Raw genomic sequence first — 14,143 nt, forward strand, 5'->3', positions numbered from 1 at the left:
CCCCGGCTCGCTGCCGGCGAGTTCGCGATGCGCTTCGACTGCATCACCCTTTTTCCCGAACTGTTTGCGCCGCACCTGAGCAGCGGCGTGACCCGGCGTGCCTTCGAGAGCGGCCAGGTGAACGTCAGGCTCTGGCAGTTGCGCGACTTCGCCGAGGACAACTACCGCCGCGTGGACGACCGCCCCTTTGGCGGAGGGCCCGGCATGGTGATGCTGGTCGAGCCGCTAGAGCGTGCGCTGGCCGCTGTGAAGGCCGCGCGTGCAGCCGCTGCCGTGGATGCGGGTGCGCCGGCCATTATCCATTTCAGCCCCACCGGCCGTCGCATCGACCAGGCCCTGGTGCAGGAGCTGGCGGCGGGGCAGGGCGGCGTGCTGCTGTGTGGCCGTTACGAAGGCATCGACCAGCGCTTTCTCGACCGTCACGTGACGCTGGAGCTGAGCCTGGGTGACTTCATACTCTCTGGCGGCGAGCTGGCTGCTCTGGCCTTGCTGGACGCGATGGCCCGGCTGCAGCCCGGTGTCCTGAACGACGCGGCATCGCACCAGCAGGACAGCTTTTCAGAGGGGCTGCTTGATTGCCCGCATTACAGCCGCCCCGAAGTGCTGACCGGCTTGCCGGATCAAGCGGGAGACCTGCCGGTGCCGCCGGTGCTGATGTCCGGGCATCATGCCAATATTGCCCGCTGGCGCCGCGAGCGCTCGCTGGAACGCACGCTGGCCCTGCGCCCGGACCTGATCGCTGAAGCCCGGGCGGCGGGGCGCTTGAGCCGCAGCGACGAAGCGTTCTTGCGCAGCCTGATTCAGCCCTCAGGCAAGGCCTGAAGGTCGCGCTGAATTTTGTGGCTATAATGGTCGGCTTTTCGATCCTCTGCTGGGCCTAGTGCCGGTCGTCTTTCAAGCCGACCAGCCCCTTTGCAGGCAAGCTGCCATCAGGTTGATGGTCAGAGCCGCGGCGCCAACAAGATCCCATGGAGAAACACAATGGACTTGATCCAAACCCTTGAGCAAGAAGAAATTGCTCGCCTGAACAAGACCATCCCGGCATTCGCTCCTGGCGACACCGTGATCGTCAGCGTCAACGTCGTTGAAGGCACCCGCAAGCGCGTGCAGGCCTACGAAGGCGTCGTGATTGCCAAGCGCAACCGCGGCCTGAACAGCAGCTTCATCGTCCGCAAGATCTCGAGCGGCGAAGGCGTCGAGCGTACGTTCCAGCTGTACAGCCCGCTGATCTCGACGATCGAAGTCAAGCGTCGTGGCGATGTCCGCCGCGCCAAGCTGTACTACCTGCGTCAGCGTTCGGGCAAGTCGGCTCGTATCAAGGAAAAGTTGGCCTGAGGCCAACTTTCGCCGAAGTTAATGGTTCCGACGGAACCGTTAACGCAGGCAGAAGCTGGCTACATTACCAGCAAGCAAAGCCGCCTCCGGGCGGCTTTGTCGTTTGCGCTCTATGCTCTCGCATGGTCCGACCTGCCATCCTCCATCCGCAAGCCGTGCCGGTCACGGCGGTGGATGCCCATCTGCCTGCCGTCGCGCCGGAATCGCTGACAGTCGCTGCCTTGCGCGCGCGCTTTGCCGTGCCGCCGGATTGGCAGGTCGAGATCCCTGGCGATGGTGGCGTCTTCGCGAACCGGCCACCGGCCGCGGCCTCTGTGCTGGTGCCGCTGGTCATGCATGAACAGGGCGTTCAGCTGCTGCTGACCCGCCGCACCGACCATCTGCGTGACCATGCGGGCCAGATCAGCTTTCCCGGTGGCCGCGTCGAGCCTGAAGACGACGACGCCGTTGCCACGGCCCTGCGCGAGACCGAAGAGGAAATCGGCCTGGCGCGCAGCCATATCGAGGTGATCGGCAGACTGCCGATCTACACGACGGTGACCGGCTTCCATGTCACGCCGGTCGTGGCGCTGGTGCAGCCCGATATCGAACTGCGGCTCGACGAGTTCGAGGTGGCCGAGGCCTTCGAAGTGCCGCTCGCCTTCCTGATGGATCCTGCCAACCATCGCCGGCATCGCTTCGAGTTCGAGGGCGGCGAGCGCAGCTTCCTGTCGATGCCCTGGACCAGCCTGGATGCGGTTGGCCAGCCGCGCGAGTACTTCATCTGGGGTGCCACGGCCGCGATGCTGCGCAACTTCTATCGCTTCCTTTGTGCTTGATCCCTGCCGGATGAAAGCGGGGCGCCGCTATCATCGTCGCCCATGAACTTCTTCGCGGTCCTGTTTGCGCTCCTGGTCGAGCAGCTGAAGCCTTTGCCCCACGGCAACAAGGTCCATGATGGCGTGATTGCCTGGGTGCGCTGGACCGGCCGCAACTTCGATGCCGGCCGCGAACACCATGCTGCGGTCGTCTGGACCATCACGGCCGTAGGCCCGGCGCTGCTGGCTGCCGCCATCCATATCGCGATTCGCCAGTTCAGCGACATGCTGGCCCTGGCCTTCACGGTGCTGATGCTCTACCTGACGTTGGGCTTCCGCCAGTTCAGCCATTACTTCACCGACATCCGCGATGCCCTGGAGCGTGGCGACGAGCTGGAAGCGCGGCGCCTCTTGTCCGCCTGGCGCCACCTGGATGCGAGCGAGCTGCCTCGCACCGAGCTCCTGCGCCACGTGGTCGAGCATTCGCTGCTGGCTGCGCATCGCCACGTCTTCGGCGTGTTCTTCTGGTTCGTCGTGCTGTCGACCCTGTGGCTGGGTCCGGCGGGCGCCGTGCTGTATCGCATGGCCGAATTCGCCAGCCGCTACTGGGCATTCAAGAGTCGGACCACCGACGCACCGACCAACGAGCGCCTGATGCGCCTGTCGCGCCAGCTGTTCGGCTTGATCGACTACATACCGGCGCGCCTGACCGCCACGGGCTTTGCCATCGTCGGGAATTTCGAAGAGGCGGTGAATGCCTGGCGGCGCGACGCCAGCCTGTGGATGCATGCCAATGAAGGGATCATCCTCGCGTCAGCCGCCGGCGCCCTTGGTGTGCAGCTGGGTGGCCGTGCGGCACCGGGCGTGACGCCGGACCGCAGCAAGACCTTCGAATCCGGCAGCGATGCCGATGCCACGGGCGCCGCCGGTTCAACCCAGGGCGCACCGCTACAGCTGGGGCATCTGCAAAGCGTGGTGGGCCTGGTCTGGCGGTCGGTGGTCTTGTGGATGCTCCTGCTGGCCTTGTTGACGCTGGCCAATCTCGTGGGCTGAGCTTCTCCGCCGAGCCGGCCAGGCAAGACCGTACCCCAGCTCCGGAATTGGCTTCGCCCGCAGATTGGGGCGCACGAATGCCATCGCCGATTCCCCATCGACCGCAAATGGCCAGCTCAGCATTCTGAGCGGCATCAGCTCTATTCGCTGGCCACGCCCAATGGCGCCAACGTATCGATCCTGCTCGAGGCGCTCGGCCTGCGCATCCCGAGCTGATTCAGAACTGCTCGATCCAGCCCGATTGCAGGGCCGACTGCGGGTTCGATCCGGCTTGTCGCACCGCGGCCATTGCTGCGTCAACCGGCTGACCGTGCGCCTTCAAGATGCAGGCCGCCACGGTGCCGGTGCGGCCGATGCCGGCCGCGCAATGCAGCAGGACGCGCTCGCCCAGCACGAGGCTGTGTGCGATCTGATCCACGCCCTGGCGGAACGCCGCAGGGTCGGCGCCGAGGCCGAAATCGCGCATCGGCAGATGCTGCCAGCGAAAAGGCAGCCGGCCTTCCGCAATCGCCTTGTGATAGGCCGGCGACAGCTGCGCCACCTCATCGAGCGGGTTCAGGCAGACCACCAGGTTCAGGCTCTGCGCCCGCGCCTCGTCGAGGAATGATCCCCAGGGCTCGAGGCGGCCTGGCATCGACTGCAGCCAGAGCTTGCCGGGCAAGTGGGCGGATAGGGTGACAGCGCGGAAAGCCATGGCTCAATTCTCTATCGCTTCGGCGTCAGCCAAGGACCCTGGATTGCCTCGCGCGTCTCCTGCACAGCAATGCTCCACAACTCATCGATGACTTGGTCGTCGAGCTGGTAGTGGCCGCCGTAGCAGCCGTCACCCAGGTACTCGCGCTTGGCCTGCGGGTCGAGAAGAGCCATGTGGCCGTAGTCCACCAAAGGCTTGGGCGCCGAGGGCAGGGCAACGCCGGGCAGGCGCGTCAGCGCAAAATTCTCCATCCAGGATGCATGCGAGGCCTGCGGGTCGTGCTTGCGCACAAAGGCCAGTGTGCGCGGTGCGGCCCACCAGTTGTGCCAACGCAATTGCAGCTGCGGCAATTGCGATTGCAGCTCCGCTGCGATGCCTGCCGCCGGGCTGTTGCCGCCATGTCCATTGACGATCAGCACGCGGTTGAAGCCATGGTGATGAAGCGATGTGACCAGGTCTCGCAGCACGGCCAGCAAGGTTTCAAGCCGCAGCGTCAGCGTGCCCGGATAGGCCATATAGGTCGGCGTGTAGCCATAGGGCTGTGCGGGGAATACCGGCGCCTTGAGCGGCTCGGCGGCTGCGGCGGCCACCGCCTCCGAGAGGAGCGCATCCACTGCCAGCGAGAGGTAGGCATGTTGCTCGATGCTGCCCAAGGGCAGCACGGCCAGGTCACCGCCTTCTTGCAGATGGCGTTCGATCATCATCCAGTTGCAGTCGCGCACGCGCATGCTTGCCTCCTCCTTTGACCGCATTGTGACCCGCCGATGGGCCTGCCAATGTGCCTGTCGAGCCCATGGTTTATAAACGATACGTTTATAAATTGACAGGCATGCGGCATGATCCCGCCATTGCAAAGAACGGGGCCCGAGCCATGATCACGCCGCTGGGGCAGCCACTGAAGCTGCCAATGTCGCTGCCTGAAAACGCCATGCTGCAGGCGGCGCTGAGCGAGGCGCTGCGCCATGGCCCGAACTATGGTGTCGGCGGCCGGAGCCTGAGCAGCCACCTGCCGATGGTGCTGGTGGCGCTGGCCCGCCTGGATGCTCCGGCCGAATCGTTGCGAGCGCATCTCGTGCATTGGGCGGCGCGCTTGCCGCCGGCCGGGCCGGTGCCGAAGCTTGTCCTTGAGCAGGCCTTGCCCAGCCTGCTCCTGGCGCCGGAATCGGCGGCCTTCCATGGTGCGATCCGCCTGGCCTATGCGCTGGAGTCTGGTCATGCCGGCGAGCAAGCCGCGGCGCTGGCAGCCTGGGCCGGCACGCGCTTTTCGCTCGGCCCGGCATTGCCTGCCACGCAAGGCAGCGCCAGCCTGCGCACGACGCTGGATGCAGTCCGTGCGGACCCTGCCATGGCATTGAATCTGCCGGCCGGGCCCTCCACCATCACCGACGACATGAAAGCCGCTGTGGCCTTGCCCCGCTTCGACGACTATCTGCCCATGCCCAGATTGAGCATTGACGAACTGGCCGAAGCGTCGCTGGCCGCCTACCTCTCCACCTGCAACTTCACGGCCCTGCATCTGGTGACCGGCCTGCACGCGCTGCGCATCCTGATCTCGCAGGTGGAGGTCGATGAGGGCCAGGTCTTGCGCCATGCCTGGCGAGCCTGGCTGGCGGCCTATGTGTCGATCGGCCGGCCTGCACTGGCCTGGGCCGCAGTTCATGCGGGGCAAGCGAGCGAAGGCGACTGGGCGGCTCAGCTGCCCGCGCTTCATGCCAGCCTGAACGACCATCGCATCAAGCTTGCTGACAGCGCCCGCGAGGAGTGGCGGCTGCGCGGCTGGCCCGGCTATGCGCTGTGCCTGCAAGCGCAGGGAGCGGCGCGATGAGCGCCGTGCAGGCAACTTCGGCGCCCATCCGCCATCCGCGCCTGGTGCTGGCCGCCGTTTGTGCGCTGGCCTTGATGAGTACGCTGGGTGTGGCCTTGCCCTATCCGATCCTGGCGCCGATCTTCGTGGGCGGGCCGGTCGACAACTTCACCCACTTCGCCGGCCTCGATCCCAAGCTCCTGATGGGCCTGGCGCTGGCGGCCAATCCGCTGGGCATTCTTGTCGGCAGCCTTTTCGTCGGCCCGCTGTCGGATCGCTATGGCCGCCGCGCGGTGCTGAGTGTCACGCTCTCGGCCACTTTGGTGGGGTACCTGCTCACGGCAATGGCACTGGACCAGCGCTGGTACCTGCTGTTCGTGCTGGCCCGCTTCGGCACTGGTCTGACCGAGGGCAACGTGGCGGTGGCGCGCGCCCTGGTGGCCGACATGCATGAGCAGGTTGACCGCACGCAATCCTTCGCCTGGCTCAATGCCTGCCTCTACATGGGCTGGTTGCTGGGGCCCCTGGTGGGCGGCCTGACGCTGCGCTTCGGCGACGCCGTGCCCTTTGTGCTGGCCAGCCTGGCGATGCTGCCCTGCCTGGTCATCCTGGGCCTGGCCGTTCCAGGTGCACAGCGGCGCGCCGGTCCCTTAAAGCTGCTCCAGGCCATGCGCGAGAAGCAGGCGCTCGGGCTCCTGAAGCAGGACAAGGTGCTGGCTGCCTTCTTCGCGCTGCAGCTCAGCTACAGCATGGGTATCAATGCGCTCTATGAATTCGCGCCGCTGTGGATGTTCGAGAACCTGGGTCTGGGCAGCGCCGGCATCGGCTGGGCCACGGCGGCGCAATGCGCAGCCATGACCAGTGCCAGCATCCTTGCCGGTAGGTTGCCGCGCAGCCGGCGGCCCCTGCGTCGTGCCGGCTTGCTGGCGGTCATTGCCGCAAGCGGGCTCACCGCATTGGCCTTGCTGCCGGGCTGGTTCGGGCTGGCTGCCATCGTCGGTCTGGGTGTGCCACTGGCTCTCTACAACGCGGTCTTGCCCGCCTGGATGTCGGAGCGATTTGCCGCGCATGGCCAGGGCCGGGTGATGGGCCTGCTGTCGACGATCTTTTGCCTGGCCAATGTGCTGGTGGCCTTGGCCGGCGGCCTGATCGCGCTCCTGTCGGTCCGCTGGATCATGGGTCTCGGCGGTGTGATGTGCCTGCTGGCAGCGACACTGCTCCTGCGCCTGGCCAAACGCGAGGACGGCAGCCCATGAAGCAGACCGGCGAGCAGTTGCTCTTTCAACTGAAGAGTCGCGGGCCGCAGAGCGCGGCGACGCTGGCGGCCGCCTGTGCGATCACGCCGATGGGTGCGCACAAGCAGCTGCAGGCGCTGCAGGAGCAGGGACTGGTCGATGCCGAAGACCAGGTTCAGGGCCCGGGCCGACCCAAGCGCATCTGGCGGCTCAGCGCTGCCGGCCATGGCCGCTTCCCGGATCGCCATGGCGAGCTGGCGGTGCAGCTGATACGTCAGACGGCAGCCGTCCTGGGCGAGCAGGCCCTCGACCGTTTGATCACGGCCCGCGAGCAGGAGATGCTGGCGGCCTACGCCGGGCGCCTGCAAGGTGCGCGCAGCCTGCAGGCGCGGGTGCAGCGCCTGGCAGAGTTGCGTGCCGAGGAGGGCTACCTCGCTCGCGTCGAGAAAGCGGGCAAGGCCTGGCTCTTGATCGAAGACCATTGCCCGATCTGCGCCGCTGCGAGCGCCTGCCAGGGCTTCTGCCGCTCCGAGTTGTCACTGTTCACGCAGTTGCTCGGCGAGGGCGTCAGGGTCGAGCGCAGCGAACATCTGCTGGCGGGCGCCAGGCGCTGCGCGTACCGGATCTCCCCGGCTTGAACGGGGGCCCAGCGGGCCTATCATCGCCGCGCGCCTTGTCGCGCGAAGCCGAGACCGCCCATGTTGCTACGCCCATTGAAGATGGCCCTTGGACTGCTGAGCCTGAGCCTGCTCACACCCCTCCATGCCGCCACGCCCACCGAGAACCTCCACGCCCTGTTCCAGCAGAGCTGGGATGAGGACCTGGCGCGCAGCCCGCTGTCGGCGACCTACTACGGCGAGCACCGCTACGACGCACTCCTGCCCGACCTGAGCATCAGGGGCACAGACGCGGACCTGCAGCGCAGCCGTCAGCGACTGGCTGCCTTGCGTGCCATACCGAAAGCCAAGCTGCCGCCGGTCGAGCAATTGAATCACCAGCTTTTTGAATACGAGCTGCAGGAGGAAATCGACGCTGCGCCGTTCAAGCTCTACCTCGAAGCCATCGGCCCGCGCGGTGGGGTGCAGACGGCTGGTGAATGGTCGGAGTCCATGCCGTTCGAGAAGCTCGAGCACTACCGCAACTGGCTGTCGCGTCTGCGCGCCTTGCCGCTCTTCGTCAGGCAGACGCAGGCCTTGCTGCAGCAGGGCATGGCTGAGCGGCGCGTGCCGCCGCGCATCCTGATGACGCGGGTGCAAAGCCAGTTGCGCAGCCTGCTGGTGGACAAGCCGGAAGACAGCAGCTTCTACAAGCGTTTCATCACCATCGCGCCGGCAATCCCGGCCGAGCAGGCGCAAGCGCTGCGTGCCGAGGCACGCACGCTGATCCAGGAGCAGTTGCTGCCGGCCTATCGCAGCTTCGAAGCCTTCTTCAGCCAGCAATACCTGCCTGCTTGCCGCGAGACCGTCGGTGCCTGGGACTGGCCGGACGGCGCAGCGCTCTACGCGAACCGGGCGCGGCACTACACAACGACCACGATGACGCCGGAGCAGATCCATGAGGTGGGACTGCGCGAAGTGGCGCGCATCGAAGGCGAGATGGACAAGCTGATCCAGGAGATCGGCTACAAGGGCACTCGCGCTGAATTCTTCAACTGGCTGCGCACCGACCCGCAGCATTTCTTCACCGACCCGCAGAAGCTCTATGAAGCCTATGTGCTGGCCGCCAAGAGGATCGAGCCCGAACTTCCCAAGTTGTTCGGCAAGCTCTACCGAACGCCGTTTGGTGTGCGGGCGATCCCGGACATCACGGCGCCGCACACCTACACCGCCTACTACAACCCGCCTTCGCTGGACGGGCGCCGCGCCGGCTACTACTCGGTCAATCTGTACCGGCCCGAGGTGAGGCCGAAGTGGGAGATCGAGGTGCTCACTGTGCATGAATCCGTGCCGGGCCATCATCTCCAGACAGCCCTGGCGCAGGAACTGGGCGAACTGCCGCAGTTCCGGCGCAGCGCGGGCTACACGCCCTTCGTGGAAGGCTGGGCCTTGTACTCGGAGCGCTTGGGCTACGAGATCGGCCTCTACAAGGACCCGTATTCGCGTTTCGGTCAACTCAGCTACGACATGTGGCGCGCCGTGCGCCTGGTGGTGGACACGGGCATCCATGTCCAGCGCTGGAGCCGCCAACAGGCCATCGACTACTTCATGGCCAAGGCGCCCAAGGCCGAGGCCGACATCATCAACGAGGTCGATCGCTACATCTCCTGGCCCGGGCAGGCCCTGGGCTACAAGATCGGCCAGCTGAAGATCCTCGAACTGCGGGCGATGGCCGAGCAGCAGCTGGGCGCACGGTTCGACCTGCGTGCTTTTCATGACCATCTGCTCGGCGCCGGTGCCTTGCCTCTGGACCTGCTCGAGCGCAGGATGAAGGCCTGGCTTGCATCGCAGATGAAGTAGGACCAGGCTGCGAAGGCACTTGGAGACGTATCAATTGGTGAACGCGTCGACGGCGGCCGGCCCGGCGCGTTACAAAGTGGTCCTAGGAGTCCTTCACATGAAACGCATCATTCTTTCCACGCTTCTGGCCCTTGGCGCCGCCTCTTCGATGGCGGCCGATGTGGGTGTCTCCATCAGCATCGGGCAACCCGGCTTCTATGGCCGGATCGACATCGGCAACATGACGCCGCGCTACTACAACGTCGAGCCGATGATCATCGAGCGTGTCGCGGTGCGCCCGGCGCCTGTCTACCTGCGTGTGCCGCACGGCCACCAGAAGGACTGGCGCAAGCATTGCCGACACTACAACGCGTGCGGCGTGCCGGTCTATTTCGTGCGGGACGACTGGTACGAGCGCGAGTACGTGCCGCGCTACCGCGACCATTACGACCGCGATGCCCGCCGCTGGCGCGATGACGATCGACGCGATGACAGGCGCGACGAGCGCCGGGACGACCGTCGCGATGGTCGCCGGGACGATGATCGTGGCCACGGCAAAGGTCATGGCAAAGGCCATGACAAGGGCCGCGACTGAGCGATCAGTCGCTGGCGACGCCGGCCCGCTCCAGCATCGCGTGCAGCAAGACATTGCAGCCCGCGGTGATGTGCTCGGGCTTGGCGTCCTCGATCTCGTTGTGGCTGATGCCGTCCTTGCAGGGGATGAAGATCATGCCCGCAGGCGCCAGGCGCGCCATGTAGACGGCGTCGTGCCCGGCGCCTGACACCGCCGGCATGTTGGAGTAGCCCAGTGCGGCCGCGGCCTTGCCAACGGCCGCAACGCAATCTGCATGGAAGGGTGCTGCAGGGTAGTGCGACACCAGTTCGATGCTGATCGGCAGGCCGCTCGCAGCGCTTGCATCGGCCACGGCCTTGCGGATGTCCGCGTCCATCTTTTCGACGAGATCATCCGTGGCATTGCGCAGGTCGATGCTGAACTTGACCCGGCCCGGAATCACGTTGCGGCTGTTGGGATGCACCTGCACCATGCCCACCGTGCCGCGGCCATGCGGCGGATAGCGGTGGGCAATGGCCACCACTTCCTGCATGAGCCTTGTCGCCACTTGCAGCGCGTCCTTGCGCAGCGCCATCGGCGTCGGGCCGGCGTGGGCCTCCATGCCGGTCACCACGCAGTCGTACCACTTGATGCCCAGCACGCCGGTCACCACGCCGATGGTGACGTCGTGGTCTTCCAGCACCGGGCCCTGTTCAATGTGGGTCTCGAAATAGCTGCCGATGGGATGGTCGCCGGGTTCCTCGTCGCCGATGTAGCCGATGCGCTCCAGTTCCCCTTTGACTGTCTTGCCCTCGGTGTCAGTCGCGGCGTAGGCGTGCTCCAGCGTGAAGGCCTTGGCGAACACACCTGAGCCCATCATCACAGGCACGAAGCGCGAGCCTTCCTCGTTGGTCCAGAAGGCCACCTCGATGGGCGCCTCGGTCTCGATGCCGAGGTCGTTGAGCGTGCGCACCACCTCGATGCCGGCCAGCACGCCGTAGTTGCCGTCGAACTTGCCGCCGGTGGGCTGGGTGTCGATGTGGCTGCCGGTCATCACCGGGGGCAGGGCGTTGTTGCGCCCCGGGCGGCGCATGAAGCCGTTGCCGATCTTGTCGATGGTGATGCTCATGCCGGCCTCGCGGGCCCAGCCGAGCACCAGGTCGCGGCCTTGCTTGTCGAGGTCGGTCAGTGTCAGGCGGCAGACGCCGCCCTTCTGCGTGGCTCCGATCTTCGCAAGCTCCATCAGCGAGTCCCAGAGGCGTTCGCCATTGATGCGGATGTCTTGCAAGGCGGGCTTGGTCTTCATGTCCATGATTGCTCTCCTCAGCGAGCGACTGCGCTAGGTGCCAGGTCTTGCGAGCGGGCCTTGGCGGCGGCGAAATTCGGGCCGAAGGCCGGGCGCTTGATGTAGCGGCCCGCGCCTTGCACGGCACGCAAATCACCGTTGGCATAGACCAGCTTGCCTTGCGAAATCGTGTGGCTGGCGATGCCGCGCACGGTGCGGCCCTCGAAGATGTTGAAGTCGTTTTTCGAGTGATGCGTCTTGGCCGAAATCGTCTTCGTCCCTTGCGGATCCCAGAGCACCAGGTCGGCGTCCGAGCCTTCGGCGATCAGGCCCTTGCGCGGATAGATGTTGAACAGCTTCGCGCAATTGGCCGAGGTGATGGCAACGAACTCGGAAGGCGTGAGACGGCCGCTGTTCACGCCGGCATCCCAGATCACGGCCATGCGTTCCTCGACGCCGCCGCAACCGTTCGGGATCTTGGCGAAGTTGTCGATGCCGGCGGCCTTCTGCGAGGCGCAGAAGGTGCAATGGTCCGTTGCCGTTGTGTGCAACTGGCCGCTCTGCAGGCCGCGCCACAGGAACTCCTGATGGATCTTGGGCCGGAAGGGCGGGCTCATCACATAGGCCGCCGCGGTGGCGAAATCAGGACGGCGATAGACGCTGTCGTCGATCAGCAAGTGACCGGCCAGTACTTCGCCGTAGACGCGCTGCCCACGAGCCCGCGCCCGCGCAATCGCCTCAGCCGCCTCGATGCAGCTCACGTGCACGATATAGATCGGCACGCCCAGGACATCGGCAATCGCAATCGCGCGGTTGGCTGCTTCGCCTTCCACCATCGGCGGGCGCGACAGCGGATGACCCTCCGGCCCGGTGATGCCCATCTTGGCGACTTCCGCCTGCAGCAAATACACGAGCTCACCGTTCTCCGCATGCACCGTGGGCATGGCGCCCAGTTCGAGCGAGCGCTTGAAGCTGTTCACCAGCGTCTCGTCGTCGCACATGATGGCGTTCTTGTAGGCCATGAAGTGCTTGAAGCTGTTGATGCCTTCCTGGTGCACCAGGCGGCCCATGTCGGCATGCACGCTTTCGCTCCACCAGGTCACGGCGACGTGAAAGCCGTAGTCGGCGGCTGACTTTTCAGCCCAGCCGCGCCATTGCTGGTAGGCGTCCATCAGTGGTTGCTGCGGGTTGGGGATCACGAAGTCGATGATGGACGTGGTGCCGCCGGCCAGGCCCGCTGCGGTGCCGCTGAAAAAATCGTCCTGCGTCACCGTGCCCATGAAGGGCAGTTGCATATGGGTGTGCGGGTCGATGCCACCGGGCAGGAGGTACTGGCCCGTGCCATCGAGCGTTTCGCAGCCGGCCGGTGCCTCGGCCAGGGCGCGCGTGCCCAGGGCCGCGACCTTGCCGCCCACGCACAGCACATCGGCGGCGAATTCGCGGTCGGCGTTGACGACGGTGCCGCCGCGTATCAGCAAGGCATTTGCGGTCATGGTTGTACTCCGGTGAGCCTTCAGCGTTTCTTCGCCGTCAGGTAGTAGTAGGCGCCCGCCACGGCCAGGCTGAAGAACCAGCCGAAGTCGAAGAGGGCCAGCAGCAGCGGCGGCACGGCGGCTTTGTCGATCAGGCCGGACACCGCCAGGTAGCCCGGTAGGCAGGGCAGCACGCCCAGACCGAAGGCGATCAGCGCGTGCACATTCCAGCCGCCCTGGTACTCGTAGTCGCCGCCGCGGCGGTAGAGGTCGTCGAGCTTCAGTTCGGTCTTGCGCACCAGGTAGTAGTCGGCCAGCAGGATGCCGGCGATGGCGCCCAGCAGCGTGCCGTAGCCACCCAGCCAGGTGAACAGGTAGCCGCCCGAGGTGGCCAGCAGCTTCCAGGGCATGAACAGCAGGCCGATCAGGGCCGCGATGAGACCGCCCATGCGGAAGCTGATCCGGTTCGGAGAGAGCTGGCTGAAGTCGTAGGAGGGCGAGACCAGATTGGCCGCCACATTGGTGGTCAGGTTGGCCAGCAGGATCACCACCAGACCGATACCGGCGGCCACCGGCCCCATCTGCGTCAGCAGGCCGTCGGGGAACAGCTGGGCACGGCCGTAGAGGATCTGCGAGACCGAGAAGCCGATCACGCCCACCAGAGAGAAGAGCGCCATCGGCAGCGGCAGGCCGATGGCCTGGCCGATCACCTGCTCGCGCTGGCTCTTGGCGAAGCGGGTGAAGTCGGGGATGTTGAGCGCAAGCGTGGCCCAGAAGCCCACGAGGCCCGTCAACGCTGCCCAGGTCTTGGGCCCGCCCTCGACCACCTTGGCCGGCAGGCTGAAGATCTGCGCCGGCGACACGTTCATCAAGGCCCACACCACCAGGGCCAGCGAGGCCGCGATCATCAGCGGCGCGGCGATCACCTCGAGCAGGCGCACTGATTCCAGGCCCTTCCAGATGAACCCGATGTGCACAGCCCAGAACAGCAGGAAGCAGACCAGCTGCGAGGTCGAGATCGTCTCGCCGGCCGAAGGCGTAGCCAGCCCCATGCCCAGCGTGTTGCAAAGGCCGTGCAGGGCCAGTGCGCCGAAATAGCAGTTGATCGAGAACCAGCCGCAGGCCACCAGACCGCGCAGCACGGCCGGCAGGTTGGCGCCCCTGACGCCGAAGGACGCACGGGTCAGCACCGGAAAGGGGATGCCATGCTTGGCGCCGGCGCGGCCGATCAGCAGCATGGGCACCAGCACGATGCAGTTGGCCGCGAACACCAGCCAGATCGCGCGCTGCCAGCTGAAGCCCTGGTCCAGCATCGAGCTGGCCATGGTGTAGGTGGGCACGCAGATCACCATGCCGACCCACAGTGCGGCAAAGTCCTTCCAGCCCCAGTGGCGCTGGGCGGCGGTGGTGGGCAGCAGGTCGGCGTTGGACAGGTCCTTGTCCGCGTTCTGGATCATCCGGTCGCTCCTCGGTTGAGATG

The 14,143-nt window shown here is 65.9% G+C and carries 14 protein-coding genes; 9 read left to right on the forward strand and 5 right to left on the reverse strand.

The window, feature by feature from the left end; translation table 11 throughout:
* The first annotated feature begins 27 nt into the window (after positions 1-27).
* The 4 genes from trmD to ABT392_RS05765 all read left to right on the forward strand — a co-directional run bounded on the left by trmD (position 28) and on the right by ABT392_RS05765 (position 3,185).
* A complete protein-coding gene (gene trmD / locus ABT392_RS05750) occupies positions 28-822 on the forward strand; it encodes a tRNA (guanosine(37)-N1)-methyltransferase TrmD (protein WP_334277371.1) in 795 nt (264 codons plus the stop codon).
* Between the two features lie 159 nt (positions 823-981).
* On the forward strand, positions 982-1,335 hold the full coding sequence (gene rplS / locus ABT392_RS05755) for a 50S ribosomal protein L19 (protein WP_282825760.1): 354 nt from the start codon (positions 982-984) through the stop codon (positions 1,333-1,335).
* 122 nt (positions 1,336-1,457) lie between these two features.
* On the forward strand, positions 1,458-2,153 hold the full coding sequence (locus ABT392_RS05760; RefSeq protein ID WP_334277176.1) for a CoA pyrophosphatase: 696 nt from the start codon (positions 1,458-1,460) through the stop codon (positions 2,151-2,153).
* Between the two features lie 42 nt (positions 2,154-2,195).
* On the forward strand, positions 2,196-3,185 hold the full coding sequence (locus ABT392_RS05765) for a CobD/CbiB family protein (protein ID WP_334277175.1): 990 nt from the start codon (positions 2,196-2,198) through the stop codon (positions 3,183-3,185).
* 217 nt (positions 3,186-3,402) lie between these two features.
* Here ABT392_RS05765 and ABT392_RS05770 read toward each other — a convergent pair whose 3' ends face one another.
* Positions 3,403-3,879: a protein-tyrosine phosphatase family protein gene (locus ABT392_RS05770; RefSeq protein WP_395386356.1), complete on the reverse strand. Its 477-nt coding sequence runs from the start codon at positions 3,877-3,879 to the stop codon at positions 3,403-3,405.
* Between the two features lie 11 nt (positions 3,880-3,890).
* On the reverse strand, positions 3,891-4,607 hold the full coding sequence (locus tag ABT392_RS05775) for a creatininase family protein (protein ID WP_395386355.1): 717 nt from the start codon (positions 4,605-4,607) through the stop codon (positions 3,891-3,893).
* Positions 4,608-4,750: 143 nt separating this feature from the next.
* Here ABT392_RS05775 and ABT392_RS05780 point away from each other — a divergent pair, with 143 nt between their 5' ends.
* The 5 genes from ABT392_RS05780 to ABT392_RS05800 all read left to right on the forward strand — a co-directional run bounded on the left by ABT392_RS05780 (position 4,751) and on the right by ABT392_RS05800 (position 9,948).
* Positions 4,751-5,704 carry a questin oxidase family protein gene (locus tag ABT392_RS05780; protein WP_395386354.1) on the forward strand — a complete coding sequence of 318 codons (954 nt, stop codon included), beginning with the start codon at positions 4,751-4,753 and terminating at the stop codon, positions 5,702-5,704.
* Positions 5,701-6,939, forward strand: a complete 1,239-nt coding sequence (locus ABT392_RS05785; protein WP_334277171.1) for an MFS transporter — start codon at positions 5,701-5,703, stop codon at positions 6,937-6,939. Before ABT392_RS05780 ends, ABT392_RS05785 begins: the two co-directional genes overlap by 4 nt.
* Positions 6,936-7,556, forward strand: coding sequence for a helix-turn-helix transcriptional regulator (locus ABT392_RS05790; protein ID WP_334277170.1), 621 nt, complete (start codon positions 6,936-6,938; stop codon positions 7,554-7,556). The genes ABT392_RS05785 and ABT392_RS05790 overlap by 4 nt, the downstream gene beginning before the upstream one ends.
* A gap of 60 nt (positions 7,557-7,616) precedes the next feature.
* Positions 7,617-9,374: a DUF885 domain-containing protein gene (locus ABT392_RS05795; RefSeq protein WP_464970933.1), complete on the forward strand. Its 1,758-nt coding sequence runs from the start codon at positions 7,617-7,619 to the stop codon at positions 9,372-9,374.
* 97 nt (positions 9,375-9,471) lie between these two features.
* Positions 9,472-9,948 (forward strand): hypothetical protein, encoded by a 477-nt coding sequence (locus tag ABT392_RS05800; RefSeq protein ID WP_334277168.1) that lies wholly within the window; start codon positions 9,472-9,474, stop codon positions 9,946-9,948.
* Between the two features lie 4 nt (positions 9,949-9,952).
* Here ABT392_RS05800 and ABT392_RS05805 read toward each other — a convergent pair whose 3' ends face one another.
* From ABT392_RS05805 to ABT392_RS05815, 3 genes are read right to left on the reverse strand one after another with little or no spacing between them, the layout of a single operon-like run.
* Positions 9,953-11,218, reverse strand: a complete 1,266-nt coding sequence (locus tag ABT392_RS05805; protein ID WP_334277167.1) for a Zn-dependent hydrolase — start codon at positions 11,216-11,218, stop codon at positions 9,953-9,955.
* Positions 11,219-11,229: 11 nt separating this feature from the next.
* On the reverse strand, positions 11,230-12,684 hold the full coding sequence (hydA, locus tag ABT392_RS05810) for a dihydropyrimidinase (RefSeq protein WP_395386352.1): 1,455 nt from the start codon (positions 12,682-12,684) through the stop codon (positions 11,230-11,232).
* Positions 12,685-12,704: 20 nt separating this feature from the next.
* Entirely contained in the window at positions 12,705-14,120 is a 1,416-nt protein-coding gene (locus ABT392_RS05815; protein WP_395386351.1) for an NCS1 family nucleobase:cation symporter-1, read from the reverse strand.
* Positions 14,121-14,143: the final 23 nt, after the last annotated feature.

The organism is Paucibacter sp. JuS9 (assembly GCF_044043925.2).
Taxonomy (GTDB): domain Bacteria; phylum Pseudomonadota; class Gammaproteobacteria; order Burkholderiales; family Burkholderiaceae_C; genus JAUASW01.

What these genes read in the sequence shown, in the direction of transcription:
- ABT392_RS05760 (WP_334277176.1), top strand. Translation starts at nt 1,458, where the DNA reads ATGGTCCGACCTGCCATCCTCCATCCGCAAGCCGTGCCGGTCACGGCG.
- ABT392_RS05800 (WP_334277168.1), top strand. Translation starts at nt 9,472, where the DNA reads ATGAAACGCATCATTCTTTCCACGCTTCTGGCCCTTGGCGCCGCCTCT.
- ABT392_RS05795 (WP_464970933.1), top strand. Translation starts at nt 7,617, where the DNA reads ATGTTGCTACGCCCATTGAAGATGGCCCTTGGACTGCTGAGCCTGAGC.
- ABT392_RS05785 (WP_334277171.1), top strand. Translation starts at nt 5,701, where the DNA reads ATGAGCGCCGTGCAGGCAACTTCGGCGCCCATCCGCCATCCGCGCCTG.
- ABT392_RS05780 (WP_395386354.1), top strand. Translation starts at nt 4,751, where the DNA reads ATGATCACGCCGCTGGGGCAGCCACTGAAGCTGCCAATGTCGCTGCCT.
- ABT392_RS05770 (WP_395386356.1), bottom strand. Translation starts at nt 3,879, where the DNA reads ATGGCTTTCCGCGCTGTCACCCTATCCGCCCACTTGCCCGGCAAGCTC.
- ABT392_RS05815 (WP_395386351.1), bottom strand. Translation starts at nt 14,120, where the DNA reads ATGATCCAGAACGCGGACAAGGACCTGTCCAACGCCGACCTGCTGCCC.
- ABT392_RS05765 (WP_334277175.1), top strand. Translation starts at nt 2,196, where the DNA reads ATGAACTTCTTCGCGGTCCTGTTTGCGCTCCTGGTCGAGCAGCTGAAG.
- ABT392_RS05790 (WP_334277170.1), top strand. Translation starts at nt 6,936, where the DNA reads ATGAAGCAGACCGGCGAGCAGTTGCTCTTTCAACTGAAGAGTCGCGGG.
- hydA (WP_395386352.1), bottom strand. Translation starts at nt 12,684, where the DNA reads ATGACCGCAAATGCCTTGCTGATACGCGGCGGCACCGTCGTCAACGCC.
- ABT392_RS05775 (WP_395386355.1), bottom strand. Translation starts at nt 4,607, where the DNA reads ATGCGCGTGCGCGACTGCAACTGGATGATGATCGAACGCCATCTGCAA.
- trmD (WP_334277371.1), top strand. Translation starts at nt 28, where the DNA reads ATGCGCTTCGACTGCATCACCCTTTTTCCCGAACTGTTTGCGCCGCAC.
- ABT392_RS05805 (WP_334277167.1), bottom strand. Translation starts at nt 11,218, where the DNA reads ATGGACATGAAGACCAAGCCCGCCTTGCAAGACATCCGCATCAATGGC.
- rplS (WP_282825760.1), top strand. Translation starts at nt 982, where the DNA reads ATGGACTTGATCCAAACCCTTGAGCAAGAAGAAATTGCTCGCCTGAAC.